17 protein-coding genes are annotated in these 21415 nt (G+C 57.7%); 9 read left to right on the top strand and 8 right to left on the bottom strand.

Translation table 11 applies throughout. The features are described from left to right. Positions 1–47 precede the first annotated feature (47 nt). Complete coding sequence (gene clpA, locus HMPREF3140_RS19070) at positions 48–2327, bottom strand: ATP-dependent Clp protease ATP-binding subunit ClpA (RefSeq protein ID WP_002896522.1); 2280 nt, start codon at positions 2325–2327, stop codon at positions 48–50. A 30-nt stretch (positions 2328–2357) separates the two neighbouring features. Next, complete coding sequence (gene clpS, locus HMPREF3140_RS19065) at positions 2358–2675, bottom strand: ATP-dependent Clp protease adapter ClpS (protein ID WP_002896520.1); 318 nt, start codon at positions 2673–2675, stop codon at positions 2358–2360. Positions 2676–3000: 325 nt separating this feature from the next. Here clpS and cspD point away from each other — a divergent pair, with 325 nt between their 5' ends. Further along, the gene (gene cspD / locus HMPREF3140_RS19060; RefSeq protein ID WP_002896516.1) at positions 3001–3222 is read left to right on the top strand and encodes a cold shock-like protein CspD; all 222 of its coding nucleotides are present in this window, start codon (positions 3001–3003) and stop codon (positions 3220–3222) included. Positions 3223–3298: 76 nt separating this feature from the next. On the opposite strand, the gene macB is transcribed toward cspD, so the two are convergent. From macB to HMPREF3140_RS19045, 3 genes are all read right to left on the bottom strand, one after another. Then, entirely contained in the window at positions 3299–5239 is a 1941-nt protein-coding gene (gene macB / locus HMPREF3140_RS19055; RefSeq protein ID WP_070553065.1) for a macrolide ABC transporter ATP-binding protein/permease MacB, read from the bottom strand. Next, complete coding sequence (macA, locus tag HMPREF3140_RS19050; RefSeq protein WP_002896440.1) at positions 5236–6351, bottom strand: macrolide transporter subunit MacA; 1116 nt, start codon at positions 6349–6351, stop codon at positions 5236–5238. Before macA ends, macB begins: the two co-directional genes overlap by 4 nt. Before the next feature lie 146 nt (positions 6352–6497). Continuing rightward, positions 6498–8156 (bottom strand): ATP-dependent endonuclease, encoded by a 1659-nt coding sequence (locus HMPREF3140_RS19045; RefSeq protein ID WP_004176693.1) that lies wholly within the window; start codon positions 8154–8156, stop codon positions 6498–6500. Between the two features lie 419 nt (positions 8157–8575). Here HMPREF3140_RS19045 and aqpZ point away from each other — a divergent pair, with 419 nt between their 5' ends. From aqpZ to hcr, 4 genes are all read left to right on the top strand, one after another. After that, positions 8576–9271: an aquaporin Z gene (gene aqpZ / locus HMPREF3140_RS19040; protein ID WP_002896434.1), complete on the top strand. Its 696-nt coding sequence runs from the start codon at positions 8576–8578 to the stop codon at positions 9269–9271. A gap of 115 nt (positions 9272–9386) precedes the next feature. Continuing rightward, positions 9387–10286 (top strand): LysO family transporter, encoded by a 900-nt coding sequence (locus HMPREF3140_RS19035; protein ID WP_004147773.1) that lies wholly within the window; start codon positions 9387–9389, stop codon positions 10284–10286. Between the two features lie 143 nt (positions 10287–10429). Then, complete coding sequence (gene hcp, locus HMPREF3140_RS19030; protein ID WP_004179156.1) at positions 10430–12082, top strand: hydroxylamine reductase; 1653 nt, start codon at positions 10430–10432, stop codon at positions 12080–12082. A gap of 10 nt (positions 12083–12092) precedes the next feature. After that, on the top strand, positions 12093–13061 hold the full coding sequence (gene hcr / locus HMPREF3140_RS19025) for an NADH oxidoreductase (RefSeq protein WP_004147771.1): 969 nt from the start codon (positions 12093–12095) through the stop codon (positions 13059–13061). 211 nt (positions 13062–13272) lie between these two features. On the opposite strand, the gene HMPREF3140_RS19020 is transcribed toward hcr, so the two are convergent. Then, positions 13273–13707 carry a DoxX family protein gene (locus tag HMPREF3140_RS19020; protein ID WP_002896408.1) on the bottom strand — a complete coding sequence of 145 codons (435 nt, stop codon included), beginning with the start codon at positions 13705–13707 and terminating at the stop codon, positions 13273–13275. Between the two features lie 151 nt (positions 13708–13858). Here HMPREF3140_RS19020 and poxB point away from each other — a divergent pair, with 151 nt between their 5' ends. The 4 genes from poxB to HMPREF3140_RS19000 all read left to right on the top strand — a co-directional run bounded on the left by poxB (position 13859) and on the right by HMPREF3140_RS19000 (position 19171). Continuing rightward, positions 13859–15577, top strand: coding sequence for a ubiquinone-dependent pyruvate dehydrogenase (gene poxB, locus HMPREF3140_RS19015; protein WP_070553066.1), 1719 nt, complete (start codon positions 13859–13861; stop codon positions 15575–15577). A 38-nt stretch (positions 15578–15615) separates the two neighbouring features. Further along, positions 15616–16617 (top strand): low-specificity L-threonine aldolase, encoded by a 1002-nt coding sequence (gene ltaE / locus HMPREF3140_RS19010; protein ID WP_032411185.1) that lies wholly within the window; start codon positions 15616–15618, stop codon positions 16615–16617. A 10-nt stretch (positions 16618–16627) separates the two neighbouring features. Further along, entirely contained in the window at positions 16628–18070 is a 1443-nt protein-coding gene (locus HMPREF3140_RS19005; RefSeq protein ID WP_032411184.1) for an SDR family oxidoreductase, read from the top strand. Between the two features lie 87 nt (positions 18071–18157). Further along, positions 18158–19171 (top strand): NAD-dependent epimerase/dehydratase family protein, encoded by a 1014-nt coding sequence (locus HMPREF3140_RS19000; RefSeq protein WP_032411182.1) that lies wholly within the window; start codon positions 18158–18160, stop codon positions 19169–19171. Here HMPREF3140_RS19000 and HMPREF3140_RS18995 read toward each other — a convergent pair. Further along, positions 19168–19998, bottom strand: coding sequence for an N-acetylmuramoyl-L-alanine amidase (locus tag HMPREF3140_RS18995; RefSeq protein ID WP_016947000.1), 831 nt, complete (start codon positions 19996–19998; stop codon positions 19168–19170). The two genes, HMPREF3140_RS19000 and HMPREF3140_RS18995, sit on opposite strands and share 4 nt — an antisense overlap. Positions 19999–20029: 31 nt before the next feature. Further along, positions 20030–21169, bottom strand: a complete 1140-nt coding sequence (locus HMPREF3140_RS18990; RefSeq protein WP_004176708.1) for a GGDEF domain-containing protein — start codon at positions 21167–21169, stop codon at positions 20030–20032. Positions 21170–21415: the final 246 nt, after the last annotated feature.

Genomic DNA, 21415 nt, shown 5'->3' with positions numbered 1-21415 from the left:
AAAAAAAACCGGCCCCTGGCCGGTTTTTTTACATTGAAGATATCGCCTTAGTGGGCCGCTTCCGGTTTGTGCTTCGGCGCGCTCTGGAAGTCGTAAGTCAGCGTATTTTTGTCGCTGTCCAGAGAGACAGTGACCTGACCACCGTCGACCAGCGAGCCAAACAGCAGCTCGTTCGCCAGCGGTTTTTTCAGGTTGTCCTGAATGACGCGTCCCATTGGACGTGCCCCCATCGCCCGATCGTAGCCTTTCGTCGCCAGCCAGTCGCGCGCTTCCTGACTCACTTCCAGGGAGACGCCTTTCTGGTCCAGCTGGACCTGCAGCTCGACGATAAACTTGTCGACAACCTGATGGATCACCGTGGTAGACAAATGATCGAACCAGATGATGTTGTCGAGGCGGTTACGGAACTCCGGCGTAAAGATCTTTTTGATCTCATCCATCGCATCCGGACTGTTGTCCTGCTGAATAAGGCCAATCGATTTACGCTCGGTTTCCCGCACCCCGGCGTTGGTGGTCATCACCAGCACCACGTTGCGGAAGTCCGCTTTACGGCCGTTATTATCGGTCAGCGTCCCGTTATCCATCACCTGCAGCAGCAGGTTGAACACGTCCGGATGCGCTTTTTCGATCTCATCAAGCAGCAATACCGCGTGCGGATGTTTAATCACCGCATCGGTCAGCAGCCCTCCCTGATCGAAGCCGACGTAGCCCGGAGGCGCCCCGATCAAACGGCTGACGGTATGACGTTCCATATATTCGGACATGTCAAAGCGCAGCAGCTCAATACCCAACGCCTTCGCCAGCTGGACGGTCACTTCGGTTTTCCCGACCCCGGTCGGCCCGGCGAACAGGAATGATCCCACCGGCTTGTGCTCATGGCCCAGCCCGGCGCGCGCCATTTTAATAGCCTCGGTCAGCGCCTCGATGGCTTTATCCTGTCCAAAGACCAGCATTTTCAGACGGTCGCCCAGGTTTTTCAGCGTGTCGCGATCGCTGCGGGAGACGCTCTTCTCAGGGATCCGCGCAATGCGCGCCACCACTGATTCGATATCCGCCACGTTAACCGTTTTCTTACGCTTGCTGACCGGCATTAAGCGCGCCCGCGCGCCCGCTTCGTCAATGACGTCAATCGCCTTATCCGGCAGATGACGATCGTTAATGTATTTCACCGCCAGTTCTACCGCCGCACGCACCGCTTTGGCGGTATAACGCACATCATGGTGCGCTTCGTACTTCGGCTTCAGGCCGTTGATAATCTGGACCGTCTCTTCCACCGACGGTTCGGTAATATCGATCTTCTGGAAACGGCGGGCCAGCGCACGATCTTTTTCAAAGATGTTGCTGAACTCCTGGTAAGTGGTGGAGCCGATCACCCGGATCTTGCCACTGGAAAGCAGCGGTTTGATCAGGTTAGCCGCATCGACCTGGCCGCCAGACGCCGCCCCCGCACCGATAATGGTGTGGATTTCATCAATAAACAGGATGCTGTTGGTATCCTGCTCCAGCTGTTTGAGCAACGCTTTGAAGCGTTTTTCAAAATCGCCACGATATTTGGTCCCTGCCAGCAAAGAGCCAATGTCGAGCGAGTAGATAGTGCAGTCGGCCATAACTTCCGGCACATCGCCCTGCACAATACGCCAGGCAAGGCCTTCGGCGATCGCGGTTTTACCGACGCCGGATTCCCCCACCAGCAGCGGGTTATTTTTCCGCCGACGGCACAGGACCTGAATCGCGCGCTCCAGCTCTTTTTCACGGCCGATCAGGGGATCAATGCCGCCGACGCGAGCAAGCTGATTGAGGTTGGTGGTGAAGTTTTCCATACGTTCCTCCCCGCCGGCTTGCTCTTCATTGCCAGGCTGGCTTCCGCTGTTATCGGAAGACTGGCTCGGCTCGTCTTTGCGTGTACCATGAGAAATGAAGTTCACCACATCAAGACGGCTCACTTCATGTTTACGCAGCAGGTAGGCGGCCTGCGACTCCTGCTCGCTGAAAATCGCCACCAGCACGTTGGCGCCGGTCACTTCGCTGCGGCCAGAAGATTGTACGTGGAAGACGGCGCGCTGCAGCACACGCTGGAAGCTTAGCGTCGGCTGGGTGTCGCGCTCTTCTTCCGTGGCTGGCAGAACGGGTGTGGTTTGTTCGATGAAGGCTTCAAGTTCCTGACGCAATGCCACCAGGTCCACTGAACACGCTTCCAGGGCCTCACGGGCCGAGGGGTTGCTTAGCAGAGCCAGCAGCAAGTGCTCGACGGTCATAAACTCATGACGGTGCTCGCGCGCTCTGGCGAAAGCCATATTTAAACTGAGTTCCAGTTCTTGATTGAGCATAGGCACCTCCCCCAATTTTCATGCCTGTATTCAGGCTTTTTCCAGCGTACACAGCAATGGATGCTCGTTCTCCCTCGCGTACTGATTCACCATAGCGACTTTGGTCTCCGCCACTTCCGCGGTAAACACGCCACAAATCGCCTTACCTTCATAGTGAACCGTGAGCATCAGTTGCGTTGCACGTTCAACATCATAAGAAAAGAATTTTTGTAACACGTCAATAACAAACTCCATCGGAGTGTAGTCATCATTGACCAATATCACTTTATACATAGATGGCGGTTTAATCGCATCACGAACTTCGTCGTCAACCAGGTGCTCGAAGTCCAGCCAATCTCTCTTACTCATCGTCAGTGTTCATCATCGGTTGCTGTTGCCAACAGGCGGAGGCCTGTCGATGACCAGAGGTTATGCTCATCACAAATCTACAATAGATCATAGATAACTATCATCTATCGCTTCTATCCGCGACGGCTGTCACATTCCCCGGCAATAGCGTTAACTGCTTCAAATTTTGACGCATTTTTCGCCGTTCCCCCTCCTCAATCGCTTGACGCGTTTTCGTATTTCTCTAAATTGTAGTGGCGAGAGTTGGCGAGCAATTGAACAACTCGTCACTCCACCACCGGTTCATTCCATCTTACTAATAAAGATTTACGAAGGATGTCGAAGTATGGAAATGGGTACTGTTAAGTGGTTCAACAATGCCAAAGGGTTCGGTTTTATCTGCCCTGAGGGCGGCGGCGAAGACATTTTCGCCCATTACTCCACCATCCAGATGGATGGTTACAGAACGCTAAAAGCCGGACAAGCCGTTCGGTTTGATGTTCACCAGGGGCCAAAAGGCAACCACGCCAGCGTGATCGTCCCTGTGGAAGCGGAAACGGCTGCATAACTCTTTTGCTTCATTGTGTACATCCTGCTAATAAAATGCCAGTCCTTCTGACTGGCATTTTTATTTCTCGCCCCGCCTATTCTCGCGCCAGGGCATCCACCGGATCGAGCCGCGCCGCGTTGCGCGCAGGCAGCCAACCAAACAGCACCCCGGTCAGCGTCGAACAGAGAAACGCCGTCAGCAGCGCCAGCGGAGAAAAACCAATCTCCCAGCCGGGGAGAAACAGCTGTAAAATAAAGGCGATCATCAGCGACAATGCTACGCCCAGCGCGCCACCGACCAGGCAAACCAGCACCGCTTCAATGAGAAACTGCTGCAGCACATCGCTGGCCCGGGCGCCAACCGCCATGCGGATGCCGATCTCCCGGGTTCGTTCGGTCACCGACACCAGCATAATATTCATTACGCCAATCCCGCCGACCACCAGGGCAATCACCGCCACCAATGTCAGGAACAGCTGTAAGGTATGTGTGGTCCTTTCGGCGGTTTTCAAGACGCTGTCCATATTCCAGGTGAATACATCTTTTTTACCATGCCGCAGCTCCAGCAGACGCAGCAGCTGTTTCTCTGCGGTTTCACTGTCGTAGCCTTCATGAACGCGCACAGTGATGGAGTTCAGCCACGACTGGCCCATTACTCTTCCCGCCATGGTGGTGTAGGGCAACCAGACGCGGAGAATTTTGCTGCTGCCGAACATCGACTGTTTTTCATCCGCAACGCCAATCACCGTGGCCGGCATATTGCCCACCAGAATCACCTCTCCCACCACTTTCGCTTTATTGGGAAACAGCTGCCGACGGGTATTGCTGTCGAGCACTACCACCTGTGCCCGACTGTTGAGCTGCAGTTCATTGAAGGTATTGCCTTCGCTAAAGGTCATGCCGTAGACATTAAAATACTGTGGACCGACCCCCTCCGCGCTGGCGGCAACGTCAATATTGTTGGCGCGCAGGCGCAGGCTTTTTGAAACCGCCGGCGTGGCGGAGCGCACCCACGGCTGCTTCTGGATCGCCAGCAAATCGTCATACTTCAGCGCCTGCTGATAGCGCGGGTCGTCGTCGCCAAAATCCTTACCAGGATACACATCAATGGTATTGGTGCCGATGGCGCGAATATCCGCCAGCACCATCTGCTTGGCGGCATCCCCCACCACCACGATCGACACCACCGAGGCAATACCGATAATAATCCCGAGCATGGTCAGCAGGGTACGCATTTTATTCGCCGCCATCGCTCGCCAGGCCATCACCAGCGCTTCGCGAAAGCCGCTGGTAAACTGACGCCACGCCGGAGGCTCCGCCTGCGGACGGGCGCGCAGTCCGCCGCCCTGGCGGCTGGCGGGCGGGTTGCGGACGATCTCGCCATCGCGGATCTCGACGATCCGCTCCGCCTGAGCGGCGACCTGCGGATCGTGGGTCACAATGATGACCGTATGCCCCTGCGCTTTTAGCTGGTGCAGGATCGCCATTACCTCTTCGCCGGAATGGCTGTCCAGCGCGCCGGTCGGTTCATCAGCGAGGATCACCTCCCCGCCATTCATCAGGGCGCGGGCGATACTGACCCGCTGCTGCTGACCGCCGGACAACTGTGACGGTTGATAGTCGGCGCGCTCGCCCAGCCCCAGCCGCACCAGCAGCTCATGAGCGCGCGCCAGGCGCGCGCGCCGTTCACTGCCGGCATACACCGCCGGCACTTCGACATTCTGCGCGGCGGTCAGATGGGACAGCAGATGGTAGCGTTGAAAGATAAAGCCAAAGTGTTCCCGCCGCAGACGGGCCAGCGCATCGCCATCCAGCTGCGCGATATCGGTTCCCGCCACCCGATAGGTGCCGCTGGTGGGTTTGTCGAGGCAGCCAAGGATATTCATCAGCGTCGATTTTCCCGAGCCGGAGGCCCCGACGATCGCCACCATCTCACCCGCATGGATGCTGAGGGTGATCCCCTTCAGGACCTCAACGCTGCCGTCGCCGGAAGGATAGCTGCGACGTATATCTCGCAGCTCAAGCAGCGCCGTCATTTTGCCGCCCCGCTCGCGCTCTCGCCGACGATCACTTCGTCGCCCTCTTCCAGACCTTGCACCACTGCGACGTCGGTATCATTGCGGGCGCCAATGATAACCTCACGCTCTTTGACCTCACCGGTGCGCAACAGTCGAACGTGGTAGCGGTTATCGCCTACCGCGTCGCCCAGGGCGCTCAGCGGGATAGTAATCACGTTCTTCACCTCAGCCAGCTGAATGTGCACTTGCGCGGTCATGTCGAGGCGCAGGATCCCCTGCGGGTTCGGTACCTCGAAGCGGGCATAATAGAAGATGGCGTCATTCACTTTTTCCGGCGTCGGCAGAATGTCTTTCAGTTTACCTTCATAACGGGTAAGCGGGTCGCCCAGCACGGTAAACCACGCCTTTTGCCCCGGTCTGAGGTGGATGACATCCGCTTCAGAGACCTGCGCTTTAACCAGCATGGTGCTGAGATCCGCCAGCGTCAGAATGTTAGGCGCCTGCTGGGCGGCGATCACTGTCTGTCCCTGCAGGGTGGTAATTTGCGTCACTTCGCCGGCCATCGGCGCCAGGATCCGCGTGTAATCGAGGTTGGTCTTCGCCGTATCGAGCGTCGCCTGGTTACGCTTTATTTGCGCTTCAATAGTGCCGATCTGCGCCTGTTTCACCGCCAAATCGGTGGCCGCGGTATCAAGGTCCTGCCGCGAGACCAGCTGGCGCTGCGCCAGCTGCTGCTGACGGGCCAGAGTCACTTGCGCCAGTTTGCTCTCCGCGCGCGCCTGATTGAGCTGGGCGCGCAGCTCCATGAGCGTCGCTTCCACCTCTTTAATCTGGTTTTGCGCCTGCTCCGGATCGATAACCCCCAGCAACTGATCCTTTTTAACCTTATCGCCAATATTGACGTGCAGCGTTTTCAGCTGTCCGCTGACCTGGGCGCCAACGTCAACTTTTCGCAGGGCATCCAGTTTGCCGGTGGCCAGCACGCTCTGCTGGAGATCCCCTTTGCGAACTACCAGCGTCTGGTAGTTCGGCAGCGGCGCATTGAGGATCCGCCATCCCCAGATAGCTAGCCCCAGCACAACGATCGCCAACAGCCACCAGACGGTCCTGCGTTTTCCCTTCACTTTCATATTCCGATTCCTGCTGTTTCCCTGCCGCTCCAGGCGGTGATTCTATCGAAACCCGTTGGCAACAGGACACCCATTTTTCTCGTCAATGACGTTTTGTTTAGCTGCCGGAGAGCTTTGTGCCGCCGTAAATGACGACGGCGGTGAGATTAATCGGCACGACCGCGGGCTAACCACAGCACCCGTGAGAACATTTTCTTCAGCAGCGTCGGCACAGCGTCCACGCCACGGCGGCCGGCCTCCATCGCCACCTCAATCGCCAGGTCCGGCTTGGATGAGCGATGGATGGCTTTGGTGATCACCCGCCGCATATTCATCGGGACATTATCCGGGATCTGCGCCACCCGATGATAAACGTCATCAAATCCCTGACGATACATAAAGTGTTCCATATCCAGCGCCGGCAGACTGGTCAGATGGTCGCGCTCCAGCTCGCGATCGTTATTAAGCAGACCTCGTACCGTCGCGGCATATTTTTTCCCCGCCTCATCGCCGTCCACCAGCACGTGCCACTGGATCCCCATCCGGCGGGCAAATTTGATCAATGGCTTCAGGCCGGACTGGGCGAACTCGATCACCTTAACCCCCTCAGCATCAAAATGATGACCGCACTGCCGGGCCAGTTCGTTGATAACCCAGGTTTCCGTCTCTCCCTCCACCAGCAGCCAGCAGCGGGCGAAGAGCGATGAGGCGCGATTGAAGCGAATGTGAAAAGCAATGCGCCGGCTCTCTTCGGCATTCATTCCGCCCGGGCCTAACCGCCACGCCGATACCCGCGTCGACTCACGCACCAGCCGGCAGACCTGCTCTACCGGCGTCAGGGACAGCAGCTCTCCGGAGTTGGTGGTGGTCACACGCTGCAGCGGCAACAAATTCAGCAGGTGCCAGGCGACGGAAAGCATGATCGGATGCAGACGGGTCTCGGGATCTTCAATCAACAGCAGCGGTCGCGCGTCGCGATCGAGGCGCACCGTCCCTTTCGCCTGCAGGAGGGTGGCAAACAGCCCCAGCAGGATCACCCGATGGCTGCGCCCGCCGGGCTTGTCGATCATCCGGTTGATAATATCCAGATAACGCCAACTGCGCTGTTCATCATGGGAGCGCCGCCGCATCAGGCGATGCCGCGTCTGAGCGCTGCTTTGCTCGGCAAAGTAATGCTCAAGCAGTTGCACCATGGCCGATAGCCCCTGACGGATCTGACCGTCCGATAAATTTTGCGGATGGCTGACCAGTTCGCGGGAGAGAAAATCCAGCTGACGGGCGGTGATCTCTATCTGCGGCGAGTGCGGTACCGTCCCGTTATGGATGCGGCGCATAAAGCGCGCATCGCGCAGGCGCAGCACCGGCATCAAACGCACCAGGTGTCGGGCCAGCTCATCAATCTCCTCCAGCACCAACGCTTCGCCTTCACCATCGATAAAGCTCCGCAGGGTCATCACGCTGTCATCTTCAGCGAGCTCGCCCTCCAGGCGATAGAACACCCGGTGATACCCGTCATCGCAAGGCACCCAGCAGCGCTGAAGCGGACGGAAACGCCGGACCCGATGGCGGCCTGGCTCCGTTTCGCGGAAGGTCAGGATAATATGCAAATGGTGTTCGCGCCCCTGGATGTCGCCCGGGGGAAACCAGAAATCATCGCGAACAAAGTGATAAAGATCGAACTCCGGCGACAAAAGCAGGGTCAGCGCATCAAGCAGACTGGACTTCCCCCACGCGTTCTCCCCGATCAGGACGTTATTTTGCTCCAGCATCAACGACAAACGATTGATACCGCGAAAACCGACGATTTCTACGCGCTCAAGAAGCATATCCCCTCCGCTACACCACCACTCTCCTTCAGTAATCAACAGTATAGCGAGGGCGGAGGCAAGATGACACTCTGCTTAATCGCATCCGTGGCTCATATTCAGCGGATTAAATATATTCATAAAATTACTCACTTATCGCCTATTACCGGCCGTTGATTATTCATCAAACAAAATAGTTTTATTTCAGGCGTTATGATCTACACTATTGATAATCTTCCATGGATAAAGGAAAGGCTAAACTGGCAAAAGGAATCCACTCACCTTGCCCTAAATCAAATAATATCAATATATTTAACTGGCTCCGGGATGGCGATTATCTCTAGACTAACGCCGCTTTATTTTTATCGTTATCCCTTATCACGATAAATAAAGACCGGCACGGTCCGCTCGTGCGCGTAAACAATTTAATTGAGGTGGTTATGTTCAGAAAATTAGCAGCCGAATGCTTCGGCACCTTCTGGCTTGTATTTGGCGGCTGCGGTAGCGCCGTGCTCGCCGCGGCTTTCCCCGAGCTGGGTATTGGTTTTGCCGGCGTCGCGCTGGCATTTGGCTTAACGGTATTAACCATGGCGTTTGCGGTCGGCCATATTTCCGGGGGGCATTTCAACCCGGCGGTCACCTTAGGCCTGTGGGCCGGCGGCCGTTTTCCGGCAAAAGAGGTCATTGGCTATATTATCGCTCAGGTGGTCGGCGGAATTATTGCCGCGGCGGTGCTGTACGTGGTTGCCAGCGGTAAAGCCGGCTTTGATGCCGCCGCCAGCGGCTTCGCCTCCAACGGCTATGGCGAACACTCCCCGGGCGGCTTCTCTATGCTGTCGGCTATCGTCATTGAAATTGTCCTGACCTGCGGCTTCCTGCTGGTTATTCATGGCGCGACCGATAAACATGCGCCGGCGGGCTTTGCCCCCATCGCCATCGGCCTGGCGCTGACCCTCATCCATTTGATCAGCATTCCAGTCACCAATACCTCGGTCAACCCGGCGCGCAGCACCGCGGTGGCAATTTTCCAGGGCGGCTGGGCGCTGCAGCAGCTGTGGCTGTTCTGGGTCATGCCAATCGTCGGCGGGATCCTCGGCGGCGTGCTGTATCGCACCCTGCTGGAAAAACGCGATTAACGCTTTTCAAAGCCCGGGTCTCCGGGCTTTTTCTTTCTGGCGACAGCTTTACTCGGCCCGGTGATTTGGGTAGTGTCATGGGCGCTATTCTCATCATGCAAGGGCTGCATCGTTCATGTTTTCGGGACTCTTTATTATTCTGTTGCCGCTGGTCGTCGGCTATTTACTGCCTCTTCGTCACTCCTCCGCGCTAAAGCTGATAAACCGCATGCTCAGCTGGATTGTCTATGTAATCCTTTTTTTTATGGGTATCAGCCTGGCGTTCCTCGACAATCTGGCCAGCAACCTGCTGGCAATATTGCATTACGCCGCGGTGAGCGTGGTTATCATTTTACTGTGTAATATCGCCGCCCTGCTGTGGCTGGAAAGTAAAATGCCATGGCGCAGTCAGCATCGTCAGGAGAAATTACCCTCGCGCCTGGCCATGGCCCTGGAATCGCTGCAGCTGTGCGGTGTGGTCGTGCTCGGTTTTCTGCTCGGTCTGACCAGACTGCCTTTTTTACAGCACGCGACAGAAGCCAGCGAATATACGTTGATTTTTCTCCTGTTCCTCGTTGGTATCCAATTACGCAATAATGGAATGAGTCTGCGACAAATAGTCCTTAACCGCCGGGGAATGATCGTCGCCGTGGTGGTTACGGCCAGTTCATTACTCGGCGGGATACTTAACGCCTTTATTCTCGGTCTGCCGTTAAAGACCGGTCTGGCAATGGCCAGCGGTTTCGGCTGGTATTCGCTCTCCGGTATTTTACTCACCGAATCCTTTGGCCCGGTCATCGGTAGCGCGGCGTTCTTTAACGATCTCTGTCGCGAGCTGCTGGCCATCATGTTAATTCCGGGCCTTATTCGCCGCAGCCGCTCCACGGCGCTGGGGCTGTGCGGCGCCACCTCGATGGACTTCACCTTACCGGTACTGCAGCGTTCCGGCGGCGTCGAAATCGTCCCTGCCGCCATCGTGCACGGTTTTCTGCTTAGTTTGCTGGTCCCGATCCTGATCGCCTTTTTTACCGCCTGAGCACCCGCTGGCGGCAGCCCTCCTGCCGCCAAATTTGCGCTAAATCAATCTCCCTTTAAGTTGTCTGAGAAATACCTTTTCACCCGTTGCCGCGCGGCATAACCTTAAACATGTATATCAAATATAACTTTAAAGGTGTGACCATGTTTTGTGTGCAATGTGAACAAACCATTCGTACCCCAGCCGGCAACGGCTGCTCTTACGCGCAGGGGATGTGCGGTAAAACAGCGGAAACCTCGGACCTGCAGGATCTGCTGATTGCGTCACTGCAAGGCCTGTCCGCCTGGGCGCTTAAAGCGCGCGAATATGGCATTATCGATCATGAGGTCGACAGCTTTGCCCCCCGCGCCTTCTTCTCCACCCTGACTAACGTTAACTTCGATTCCCCGCGCATCGTCGGCTACGCCCGCCAGGCAATTGCCCTGCGTGAGGCGCTGAAAGCGCAATGCCTGGCGATCGATGCCAGCGCCGCGGTCGACAGCCCGGTCGCCGACCTGCAGCTGGTCAGCGACGATCTGGGCGACCTGCAGCGTCAGGCGGCGGACTATACCCCGAATAAAGATAAAGCCGCCATCGGCGAGAATATTCTCGGTCTGCGCCTGCTGTGCCTGTACGGTCTGAAGGGTGCGGCGGCCTATATGGAGCATGCCCACGTGCTCGGCCAGTACGACAACGCTATCTATGCCCAGTACCATAAAATCATGGCATGGCTGGGCACCTGGCCTGCGGATATGAATGCGCTGCTCGAATGTTCGATGGAAATCGGCCAGATGAACTTCAAAGTGATGAGCATCCTCGACGCCGGTGAAACGACCAAATACGGCCATCCGACGCCGACTCAGGTCAACGTTAAAGCCACCGAAGGGAAGTGCATCCTGATCTCCGGCCACGATCTGAAGGATCTGTATAACCTGCTGGAGCAGACGGAAGGCACCGGCGTCAACGTCTATACTCATGGCGAAATGCTGCCGGCTCACGGCTATCCGGAGCTGCGTAAATTCAAACATCTGATTGGCAACTACGGCAGCGGCTGGCAAAACCAGCAGGTGGAGTTCGCCCGCTTCCCGGGCCCCATCGTGATGACCTCTAACTGCATCATCGACCCGACCGTCGGCGCCTACGACGACCGCATCTGGACTCGCAGCATCGTCGGCTGGCCGGGTGTGAACCATCTGGAAGGCGAAGACTTCTCCCCGGTCATTGCCCAGGCGCAGCAGATGGCGGGCTTCCCATACAGCGAAATCCCGCATCTGATCACCGTCGGCTTTGGCCGTCAGACCCTGCTTGGCGCGGCGGATACGCTGATCGATCTGGTCAGTCGTGAAAAACTGCGCCATATCTTCCTCGTCGGCGGCTGCGACGGCGCCCGCGGGGAGCGTAACTACTTCACCGATTTCGCCACCAGCGTGCCGGATGACTGCCTGATCCTGACCCTGGCCTGTGGTAAATACCGCTTCAACAAACTGGACTTTGGCGATATCGAAGGGCTGCCGCGCCTGGTCGACGCCGGGCAGTGTAATGACGCTTACTCGGCGATTATTCTGGCGGTCACGCTGGCGGAGAAACTGGGCTGTGGCGTCAACGATCTGCCGCTGTCGCTGGTGCTCTCCTGGTTCGAACAGAAAGCGATCGTCATCCTGCTGACGCTGCTGTCGCTGGGTGTGAAAAACATCGTCACCGGTCCGACGGCGCCTGGTTTCTTCACACCGGATCTGCTGGCGGTCCTCAATGAGAAGTTTGGTCTGCGTTCCGTGACCACCGTGGAACAAGATATGCAGCAGCTGCTGAGCGCTTAAGGAGTCCCTGATGACTATGCCAACCTCCCAGTGCCCGTGGCGGATGCAGGTTCACCACATTCACCAGGAAACCCCGGACGTGTGGACCCTTTCGCTGCTGTGCCACGATTACTATCCGTACCGCGCTGGCCAGTACGCTCTGGTTAGCGTGCGTAACTCGGCGGAAACGCTGCGCGCCTATACCCTCTCCTCGACGCCGGGGGTCAGCGAATACATTACGCTGACCGTTCGCCGTATTGACGAGGGTACGGGTTCGCAGTGGTTGACCCGCGAGGTCAAACGCGGTGATTACCTTTGGCTGTCCGATGCGATGGGCGAGTTTACCTGCGACGATAAAGCGGAAGATAAATTCCTGCTGCTGGCCGCCGGTTGCGGTGTGACACCGATCATGGCGATGCGCCGCTGGCTGGCTAAGCATCGACCGCAGGCCGACGTACAGGTGATTTATAACGTGCGTTCGCCGGAAGATGTAATCTTTGCCGAAGAGTGGCGCAACTACCCGGTCACCCTGGTAGCGGAGCACAACGCGACGCACGGTTTTGTCGCCGGCCGTCTGACCCGGGAGCTGCTGCAGAGCGTGCCGGATTTAGCCAGCCGCACCGTGATGACCTGCGGCCCGGCGCCTTATATGGAGAAGGTCGAGCAGGATGTTGCCGCCCTGGGCGTCACCCGCTTCTTTAAGGAAAAATTCTTCACCCCGGTGGCTGAGGCCGCCACCAGCGGGCTGAAATTTACTAAACTGCAGCCGGCGCGCGAGTTTTACGCGCCGGTGGGCACTACGCTGCTCGACGCGCTGGAGAGCAATAAAGTGCCGGTGACCGTCGCCTGCCGCGCCGGCGTCTGCGGCTGCTGCAAAACCAAAGTGGTTTCCGGGAAGTACAGCGTCACCAGCACCATGACGCTGACCGACGCCGAAATCGCCGACGGCTATGTGCTGGCCTGCTCCTGTCATCCGCAGAGCGATCTGGTTCTCGCCTGAGGTCAAAATCCCCGGTGGCGCTACCGCTTACCGGGGCTACAGCGCTGTGCGATTTGGTAGCCCGGAGAAGGCGCAATGCGCCGCCTCCGGGAAAATCCCTGGCGACAATAAACAAACGCTCAGGCGACATGAGATAAACGCTTTCCCGGACTGAAAAAATTGCAAATCGCCAACAGTATCGACTTTACGCCCCAGGACGAATGAGGCATTTTTACCGCCAGGCCGACTGACCGGCCAGCGAATAACGCCCCGCGCCGAGTAGCGCAATCGCCAGTGCGCCAACAAAGAAATAGACCAGATTCTCAATGGCCCACGCTCCCACCGCATCAAGCGCAAACGTCTTATCTAAGCCGACCATCAGCCACGCCACCACCATGGTGAACGCCAGCACCAACGCCGCCGGGCGGGTCAGGACGCCGAGAATTAACAAGCAGGGAGCGACCACTTCCCCCACCAGCACACCGTAGGCGATAAACCCGGGCAATCCCTGCGCCGCCAGCATCCCGCTAATGCCATCCACACCATCTATCAGCTTATGGATTCCATGGAAAAGCATTAAGCCGCCGACGGCAAGTCGTAACAAGAGTTTACCGGCGTCATCATGCGACAGCCTGCGATTTACTGTGTTTAACAATCCTTTAACCATTTGATGTGCATCCTGTTTTGCATCCTGTGTACTTCCAGAGTATGCGCAGCCGGAGAGGAATAAAACCAGCAAAAAATCAGGGGTAATCGGTTACATTGCGGTCAGTTTCATCTAAGCTTGAAGGCGTTATCAAAAAAAGGAGATGGAGATCATGAAGCAGACCGTGGCGGCATACATTGCCAAAACGCTGGAACAGGCCGGCGTGAAACGTATCTGGGGCGTCACCGGAGATTCCCTCAATGGATTGAGCGATAGCCTTAACCGCATGGGCACCATCGACTGGATGCCCACCCGGCACGAAGAGGTCGCCGCTTTCGCCGCTGGCGCGGAAGCGCAGCTGACCGGCGAGCTGGCGGTCTGCGCCGGCTCCTGCGGACCGGGCAACCTGCATCTGATTAACGGTTTGTTTGACTGTCATCGCAACCATGTCCCGGTGCTGGCCATCGCCGCCCACATCCCATCCAGCGAAATCGGCAGCGGCTATTTTCAGGAAACCCATCCTCAGGAGCTGTTCCGCGAGTGCAGCCATTACTGCGAACTGGTCTCCACGCCGGAACAGATCCCGCAGGTGCTGGCAGTGGCGATGCGTAAGGCAGTGATTAACCGCGGCGTCTCGGTGGTGGTGCTACCCGGCGATGTGGCGCTGAAGGCCGCCCCGGAAAGCGCCAGCAGCCACTGGTATCATGCGCCGCTGCCGACGGTCACCCCGGCGGAAGAAGAGCTGCGCAAGCTGGCGCAGCTTATTCGCTACTCCAGCAATATCGCGCTCATGTGCGGCAGCGGTTGCGCCGGCGCCCACCAGGAACTGGTGGAGTTCGCAGCCAAAATTAAAGCCCCCATCGTCCACGCCCTGCGCGGCAAAGAGCACGTGGAGTACGACAACCCGTACGATGTGGGCATGACCGGGCTGATTGGCTTCTCTTCTGGCTTCCACACCATGATGAACGCCGATACCCTGATCCTGCTGGGCACCCAGTTCCCCTATCGCGCCTTCTACCCAACCGACGCGAAAATTATCCAGATCGACATCAACCCCGGCAGCATCGGCGCACACAGTAAGGTCGACATGGCGCTGGTGGGCGATATTAAATCGACGCTGAAGGCGCTGCTGCCGCTGCTGGAAGAGAAAACCGATCGCCACTTCCTCGATAAGGCGCTGGAGAACTATCGCGACGCGCGAAAAGGGCTCGACGATCTGGCTAAACCCAGCGATAAAGCCATTCACCCGCAATATCTGGCGCAGCAGATCAGTCATTTTGCCGATGAAGATGCCATTTTCACCTGCGATGTCGGTACCCCGACCGTCTGGGCGGCACGCTATCTCAAAATGAATGGTAAACGCCGCCTGCTGGGCTCGTTCAACCACGGCTCAATGGCCAACGCCATGCCGCAGGCTATCGGCGCCAAGGCCACTGCGCCGGAGCGGCAGGTAGTGGCCATGTGCGGCGACGGCGGGTTCAGCATGCTGATGGGCGATTTTCTGTCGCTGGCGCAGATGAAGCTGCCGGTGAAGATTGTCATCTTTAACAACAGCGTGCTGGGCTTCGTGGCGATGGAAATGAAGGCCGGGGGCTATCTCACCGACGGTACGGAGCTCCACGATACCAACTTCGCCCGCATCGCCGAGGCCTGCGGTATCAAAGGTATACGCGTTGAAAAAGCCTCCGAGGTGGATGACGCGCTGCAGACCGCCTTCCGCACCGACGGTCCGGTGCTGGTCGACGTCGTCGTCGCCAAAGAGGAACTGGCGATCCCGCCGCAGATCAAGCTGGAGCAGGCCAAAGGCTTTAGCCTGTATATGCTGCGGGCGATCATCAGCGGGCGCGGCGATGAGGTCATCGAACTGGCGAAAACCAACTGGCTCAGGTAAAACAGAAGCAATACGTTGAACCAGACCAAGGAAAAGCCGTGATCGATTTACGCAGTGATACCGTTACCCGTCCCGGGCGCGCCATGCTGGAGGCCATGATGGCCGCCCCGGTCGGGGACGATGTGTATGGCGACGACCCTACCATCAATGAACTGCAGCGCTATGCCGCCGACCTGGCCGGCAAAGAAGCGGCGCTATTTCTACCCACCGGCACCCAGGCCAACCTCGTTGGCCTGCTCAGCCATTGCCAGCGCGGCGAAGAGTATATCGTCGGCCAGGGGGCGCATAACTATCTGTACGAAGCCGGCGGCGCGGCGGTCCTCGGCAGTATTCAGCCGCAGCCGATCGACGCCGCGGCGGATGGTTCGCTGCCTCTGGATAAAGTGGCAGCGAAAATCAAACCCGACGATATCCATTTTGCCCCCACCCGCCTGCTGAGCCTGGAAAACACCCATAACGGTAAGGTGCTGCCGCGCGACTATCTGCAGGAAGCCTGGGCGTTTACCCGCCAGCGCAATCTGGCGCTGCACGTCGACGGCGCACGCATCTTTAACGCCGTGGTGGCCTACGGCTGCGAGTTACGCGATATCGCCCAATACTGCGACTCCTTCACCATCTGCCTGTCAAAGGGGCTTGGCGCTCCGGTAGGCTCGCTGCTGCTCGGCAGCGAGGCGTACATTCGCCGCGCCGTCCGCTGGCGGAAAATGGTCGGCGGCGGGATGCGCCAGGCGGGCATCCTGGCCGCCGCCGGGCTGTACGCGCTGAAAAATAACGTGCAGCGCCTGCAGGAGGATCATGACAACGCCGCGTGGATGGCAGAGCAGCTGCGCGCTATCGGCGCCGACGTCACCCGTCACGATACCAACATGCTGTTCGTTCGCGTCGGCGAAGAGCAGGCCCCGGCGCTCGGCAAGTTTATGCAGGCGCAGGGGGTATTGATTAACGCCTCGCCTGTTGTCCGTCTGGTCACTCACCTGGATGTCAACCGTCAGCAGCTGAGCGAGGTGGTCGCCCACTGGCAGGCTTTTTTACAACGCTAAGGAGTCAGGCGTGTCGCAATCAGTTCTGGTGCTCGGCGCCAGCGGTTATATTGGCCAGCATTTGGTGCGCGCATTAAGCGCGCGGGGCTATCCGGTGCTGGCGGCGGCACGCCATATCGACCGATTGCAAAAACTCGCTTTGCCCGGCGTTACCTGCCGGTCAGTCGATCTCAATCAACCGCAGGACCTGCCTGCGCTACTCACCGGTATCGATACCCTTTATTATCTGGTCCACGGCATGGGCGAAGGCGGTGATTTTATCGCCCATGAGCGGCGGGTGGCGACGTATGTGCGCGATGCCCTGCGTCAGTCATCAGTGCGCCAGGTGATATTTCTCAGTTCGCTGCAGGCCCCGGCGCAGGAGCAGTCCGACCATCTGCGCGCTCGTCAGATTACCGGCGATCTCCTGCGTGAGTCGGGCGTGCCGGTGACCGAGCTGCGGGCCGGGATTATCGTCGGAGCCGGCTCCGCCGCCTTCGAGGTGATGCGCGACATGGTTTATAACCTGCCGGTGCTAACCCCTCCGCGCTGGGTACGTTCGCGTACTACCCCTGTCGCACTGGAAAACCTGCTCGTTGACCTGGTTGAGCTGCTGAATCATCCTTTCGATGCGCACCGCGTCTTCGAAGCCGCCGGTCCGGAGGTGTTAAGCTATCAGCAGCAGTTCATTCGCTTTATGGCCGTCAGCGGTAAACATCGCCCGCTCATTCCCATTCCCCTGCCGACGCGCTGGATCTCGGTGTGGTTCCTCAATGTCATCACCTCGGTGCCGCCGACCATCGCCAAGGCGCTGATTCAGGGGCTGAAGCACGATCTAATCGCTGACGATCGGGCGCTGCGGGCGCTGATCCCGCAAACGCTGATCCCCTTCGATCAGGCGGTTCGCCGCACGCTGAAAGAAGAAGAGCAGTTAGTAAACTCCAGCGACTGGGGCTACGACGATCAGGCTTTCGCCCGCTGGCGACCGGAGTACGGCTACTATCCGAAGCAGGCAGGTTGCACCGTCACCACTCAGGCAAGCCGCCAGGCCCTGTGGCAGGTCGTTAACCAAATCGGCGGTGAAGAGGGGTATTTTTTCGGCAATCTGCTGTGGAAAACCCGCGGCGCGATGGATCTGCTGGTCGGCCACCGGCTGGCCAAAGGACGGCCGCAGCGCGCTTATCTGCAAACCGGCGATACGGTCGACAGCTGGAAGGTAATTATCGTGGAGGAAGAAAAACAGCTCACCCTGCTATTCGGTATGAAAGCGCCCGGGCTGGGCCGATTAAGCTTTACCATTAACGATAAAGGCGATCGTCGTGAACTGGACGTGCGCGCCTGGTGGCACCCGCACGGTATGCCAGGCCTGATCTACTGGCTGCTGATGATCCCGGCGCACCTGTTTATTTTCCGCGGTATGGCGCAACGCATCGCCCGGCTGGCCGAACAAATCTCAGGCAGAGTCGAAGGATAAGCGTTATTCTTTCATGATTCTCATTGCATAGTCGGGAGAATCACGGAAAAATGCGCACGAAATTCTTTTCTGGGACAGTAGAGTGATATGAAGGTACTGGTTACCGGTGCGACCAGCGGATTAGGCCGCAACGCAGTGGAATATCTGCGCAACAAGGGCATCAGCGTGCGAGCGACCGGGCGCAACGAAGCGATGGGCAAGCTTCTGAGCAAAATGGGGGCGGAATTCATCCCGGCAGATTTAACCGAGCTGGTCTCTTCGCAGGCTAAAGTGATGCTCGCCGGTATCGATACCCTATGGCACTGCTCCAGCTTTACCTCGCCATGGGGCACTCAGCAGGCTTTCGATCTCGTTAACGTCCGCGCCACCCGTCGTCTGGGCGAATGGTCAGTGGCATGGGGAGTGCGCAATTTCGTCCATATCTCTTCGCCATCGCTCTATTTTGATTATCACCATCATCGTGATATCCAGGAAGATTTCCGTCCACACCGCTTCGCCAACGAGTTTGCCCGCAGCAAGGCGGCCAGCGAGGAGGTGATCAACCTGCTGGCGCAGGCCAACCCGCATACCCGTTTTACCATTCTGCGGCCGCAGAGCCTGTTTGGGCCGCACGACAAAGTCTTTATCCCCCGGCTGGCGCAAATGATGCAGCATTATGGCAGCGTCCTGCTCCCGCGCGGCGGCAGCGCGCTGGTCGACATGACCTATTATGAAAACGCCGTACATGCGATGTGGCTGGCGAGCCAGCCGGCCTGCGATCATCTTCCCTCCGCCCGCGCGTGGAATATCAGCAACGGCGAACCGCGCACCTTGCGGAGCATCGTGCAGAAATTGATCGACGAGCTCGGTATCAAATGCCGGATCCGCTCAGTTCCCTATCCGATGCTGGATATTATCGCCCGCAGCATGGAGCGCTTTGGCGATAAAACCGCCAAAGAACCCGCGTTTACCCACTACGGCGTCTCCAAGCTTAACTTTGATTTTACGCTCGATATCACCCGCGCGCAGGACGAGCTGGGCTATCAGCCGGTGGTGACGCTTGACGACGGCATCGTGCGCACCGCCGCCTGGCTTCGCGACCACGGTAAACTACACCGCTAACCCTGGCCATATTTTTCTAACAGCGCCTCGGCTATCGCTTCGGTTTGCGCATCCGCTACCCCATCCCAGCGCTGCGGACGGAAGTGCATCTGGAAGGCGATAATCACCCGCTTCTTCTGCGCGGGGGTCATCTCCGGCGTCACCTGATAGCCATAGCGCGAGAGCAAATCCAGTACGATTTCGGGGTCCACTGGCTCGCTGGCCGCCCGCCCGTTGAGATAAAAGGCCACCCGCTGCTCGTCAGGCCAGGCGCCGATCCCCTGCTGCGCCAGCTGTTGCCAGGGGAATAACGGCCCCGGATCGTCTTTGCGCTGCGGGGCGATATCCGCATGGGCGACCACATTCTGCGGCGCGATGTGGTAGCGGGCGATGATATCGCGCGCCAGCGGGATCAGAGCCGCAATCTGTTCCGGATGAAAGGGGGTAAAACTTTTGACGCCCGCCGTCTTCTGCCAGCCGCGGTTCTCCAGCTCAATGCCAATGGAGGTATCGTTAATGCGCGTACTGCCGCGCCAGTAGCTTACCCCGGCGTGCCAGGCTAAATCCTCTTCCGGCACCAGCTGCCAGATCCGCGGTTTATGCTGATAACGCGGGGGCTGTTCAGGAATTAAATAGTGGGAGCTGACCTCTTTATCGGTCAACGTGGCCAGCGAGACATCAAAATTGTCAGCCGTATAGTGGATCACTAACACCTTTATTCGCGGATAGGCAGCCTGCGCCGGATGACGGGTGTCCAGCTGGTATCCGTCGCGATCGATAATGCCCTTTTCCCCAGCGCAGCCGGTTAGCAGCAGCGCCAGCAGCACGATCCGCATCATCCGTTTCATCCCTTCTCCCTTGCCCGGCAGCGTCTCCGGGTTAATAAGACCATTGATTACGTCCTTTATTTTTCGCCTGATACAGCGCACTGTCCGCCCGGGCGATCAGCGTCTCTATCGGGACCGTGCCATCGGAGGCGACGATCCCGATACTCACGGTGACCTCCGACGCCACCGCCGAAGCGGCGTGCGGTAGGCCTGCCTCGCGGATCTTCTGCTGAATGCGCTCGGCAATAGCGGTGGCATGCGCTAAGGACACCCCGGGCAACACGACGACAAACTCTTCGCCGCCGTAGCGAGCCACCAGATCGCCCTCCGCCCGGACCGCCATTTTAAGCACCTGCGCGACAGAAGATAAGCACTCATCACCAGCCTGATGGCCATAGCGATCGTTATAGCGCTTAAAATAATCGACATCGATCATCATCAGCGCCAGCGGCGTTTTTTGCTGCCAGATCGCCGCCAGGTAAGCATTGAGCGCCCGACGGTTAGCGGTTCCGGTTAAGGCATCCTGGTTGGCGATACTTTCCAGCCGCTGAATAAGCTGCATATTCTCCTGGTGGGTATCCCAGGCTTCGTCATACCAGCGCTGCAAAATACGTCGGCCATACAGCAAAATCGCGGTAAAAATGGCCCAGAGGATCAAAAAGCGGATCTCGGTGTGATAGTGGAGCTGTATTCCCGCCAGCAAGGCGGTCACCCATAGCGGCAGCATAAAAGCGGTTATGCCGGGCCAATGGTGATACAGCGCGGTGAGGCCGGTAGTCATTAATATCACCAGCAGCGGCCAGGCAAAGGGCAAGGTCCAGAAAAAAATAAAACAATAATTACTCAGGGACCAGCACAGACTGAGCGCCAGCAGCAGCCCGGTGATGATATTCAACGTATATCGTCCCTGCGCCAGTCGCGGCGTGAGGGCAATAATCACTAAAATGGCCGAAATGATAATAACCGCAATCAACGCCGCTTCGATATAAGGAATAACCGCCCGGTGCGTCAGTAGCCTCTTATCAAAATAGGTAAAGATAAAATTGCGGAAGAAAATCATTAACGCAAAAGCGATATTGACAAAGGCCAGCCAGGGCATACTCATGGACAGCGCATGGCGCTGGACATTATCTCTGGTGGCCCACAACGCGGCTCGCTGCTGCCGGGCGCGCTCTCGCTTATTTGTTAACATCTTAACTCCCTGGTGACCTGCATGACCATGGGCGCAGCCCCTGCCTTTCTATATGATAAACCATGTTACCGGGAATGTCTGTCAGCGCCCTATCCCCTCAGCTCCGGCCTCTCAGGGTGATTTTCAGCTAACGACCGAAGAAAATAGCCTGGTCCGCTCCCGATGGGTAACCGGCTCAAAAAACAAGCATCAGCACTGCGAAATACGTCATCTTTTCGCTAAAAAGCGTTAACTAACCGTCATTAA

Source organism: Klebsiella sp. HMSC16A12 (genome assembly GCF_001808265.1).
Lineage (GTDB): Bacteria > Pseudomonadota > Gammaproteobacteria > Enterobacterales > Enterobacteriaceae > Klebsiella > Klebsiella pneumoniae.
This window is presented reverse-complemented; position numbering and strand designations above follow the sequence as displayed.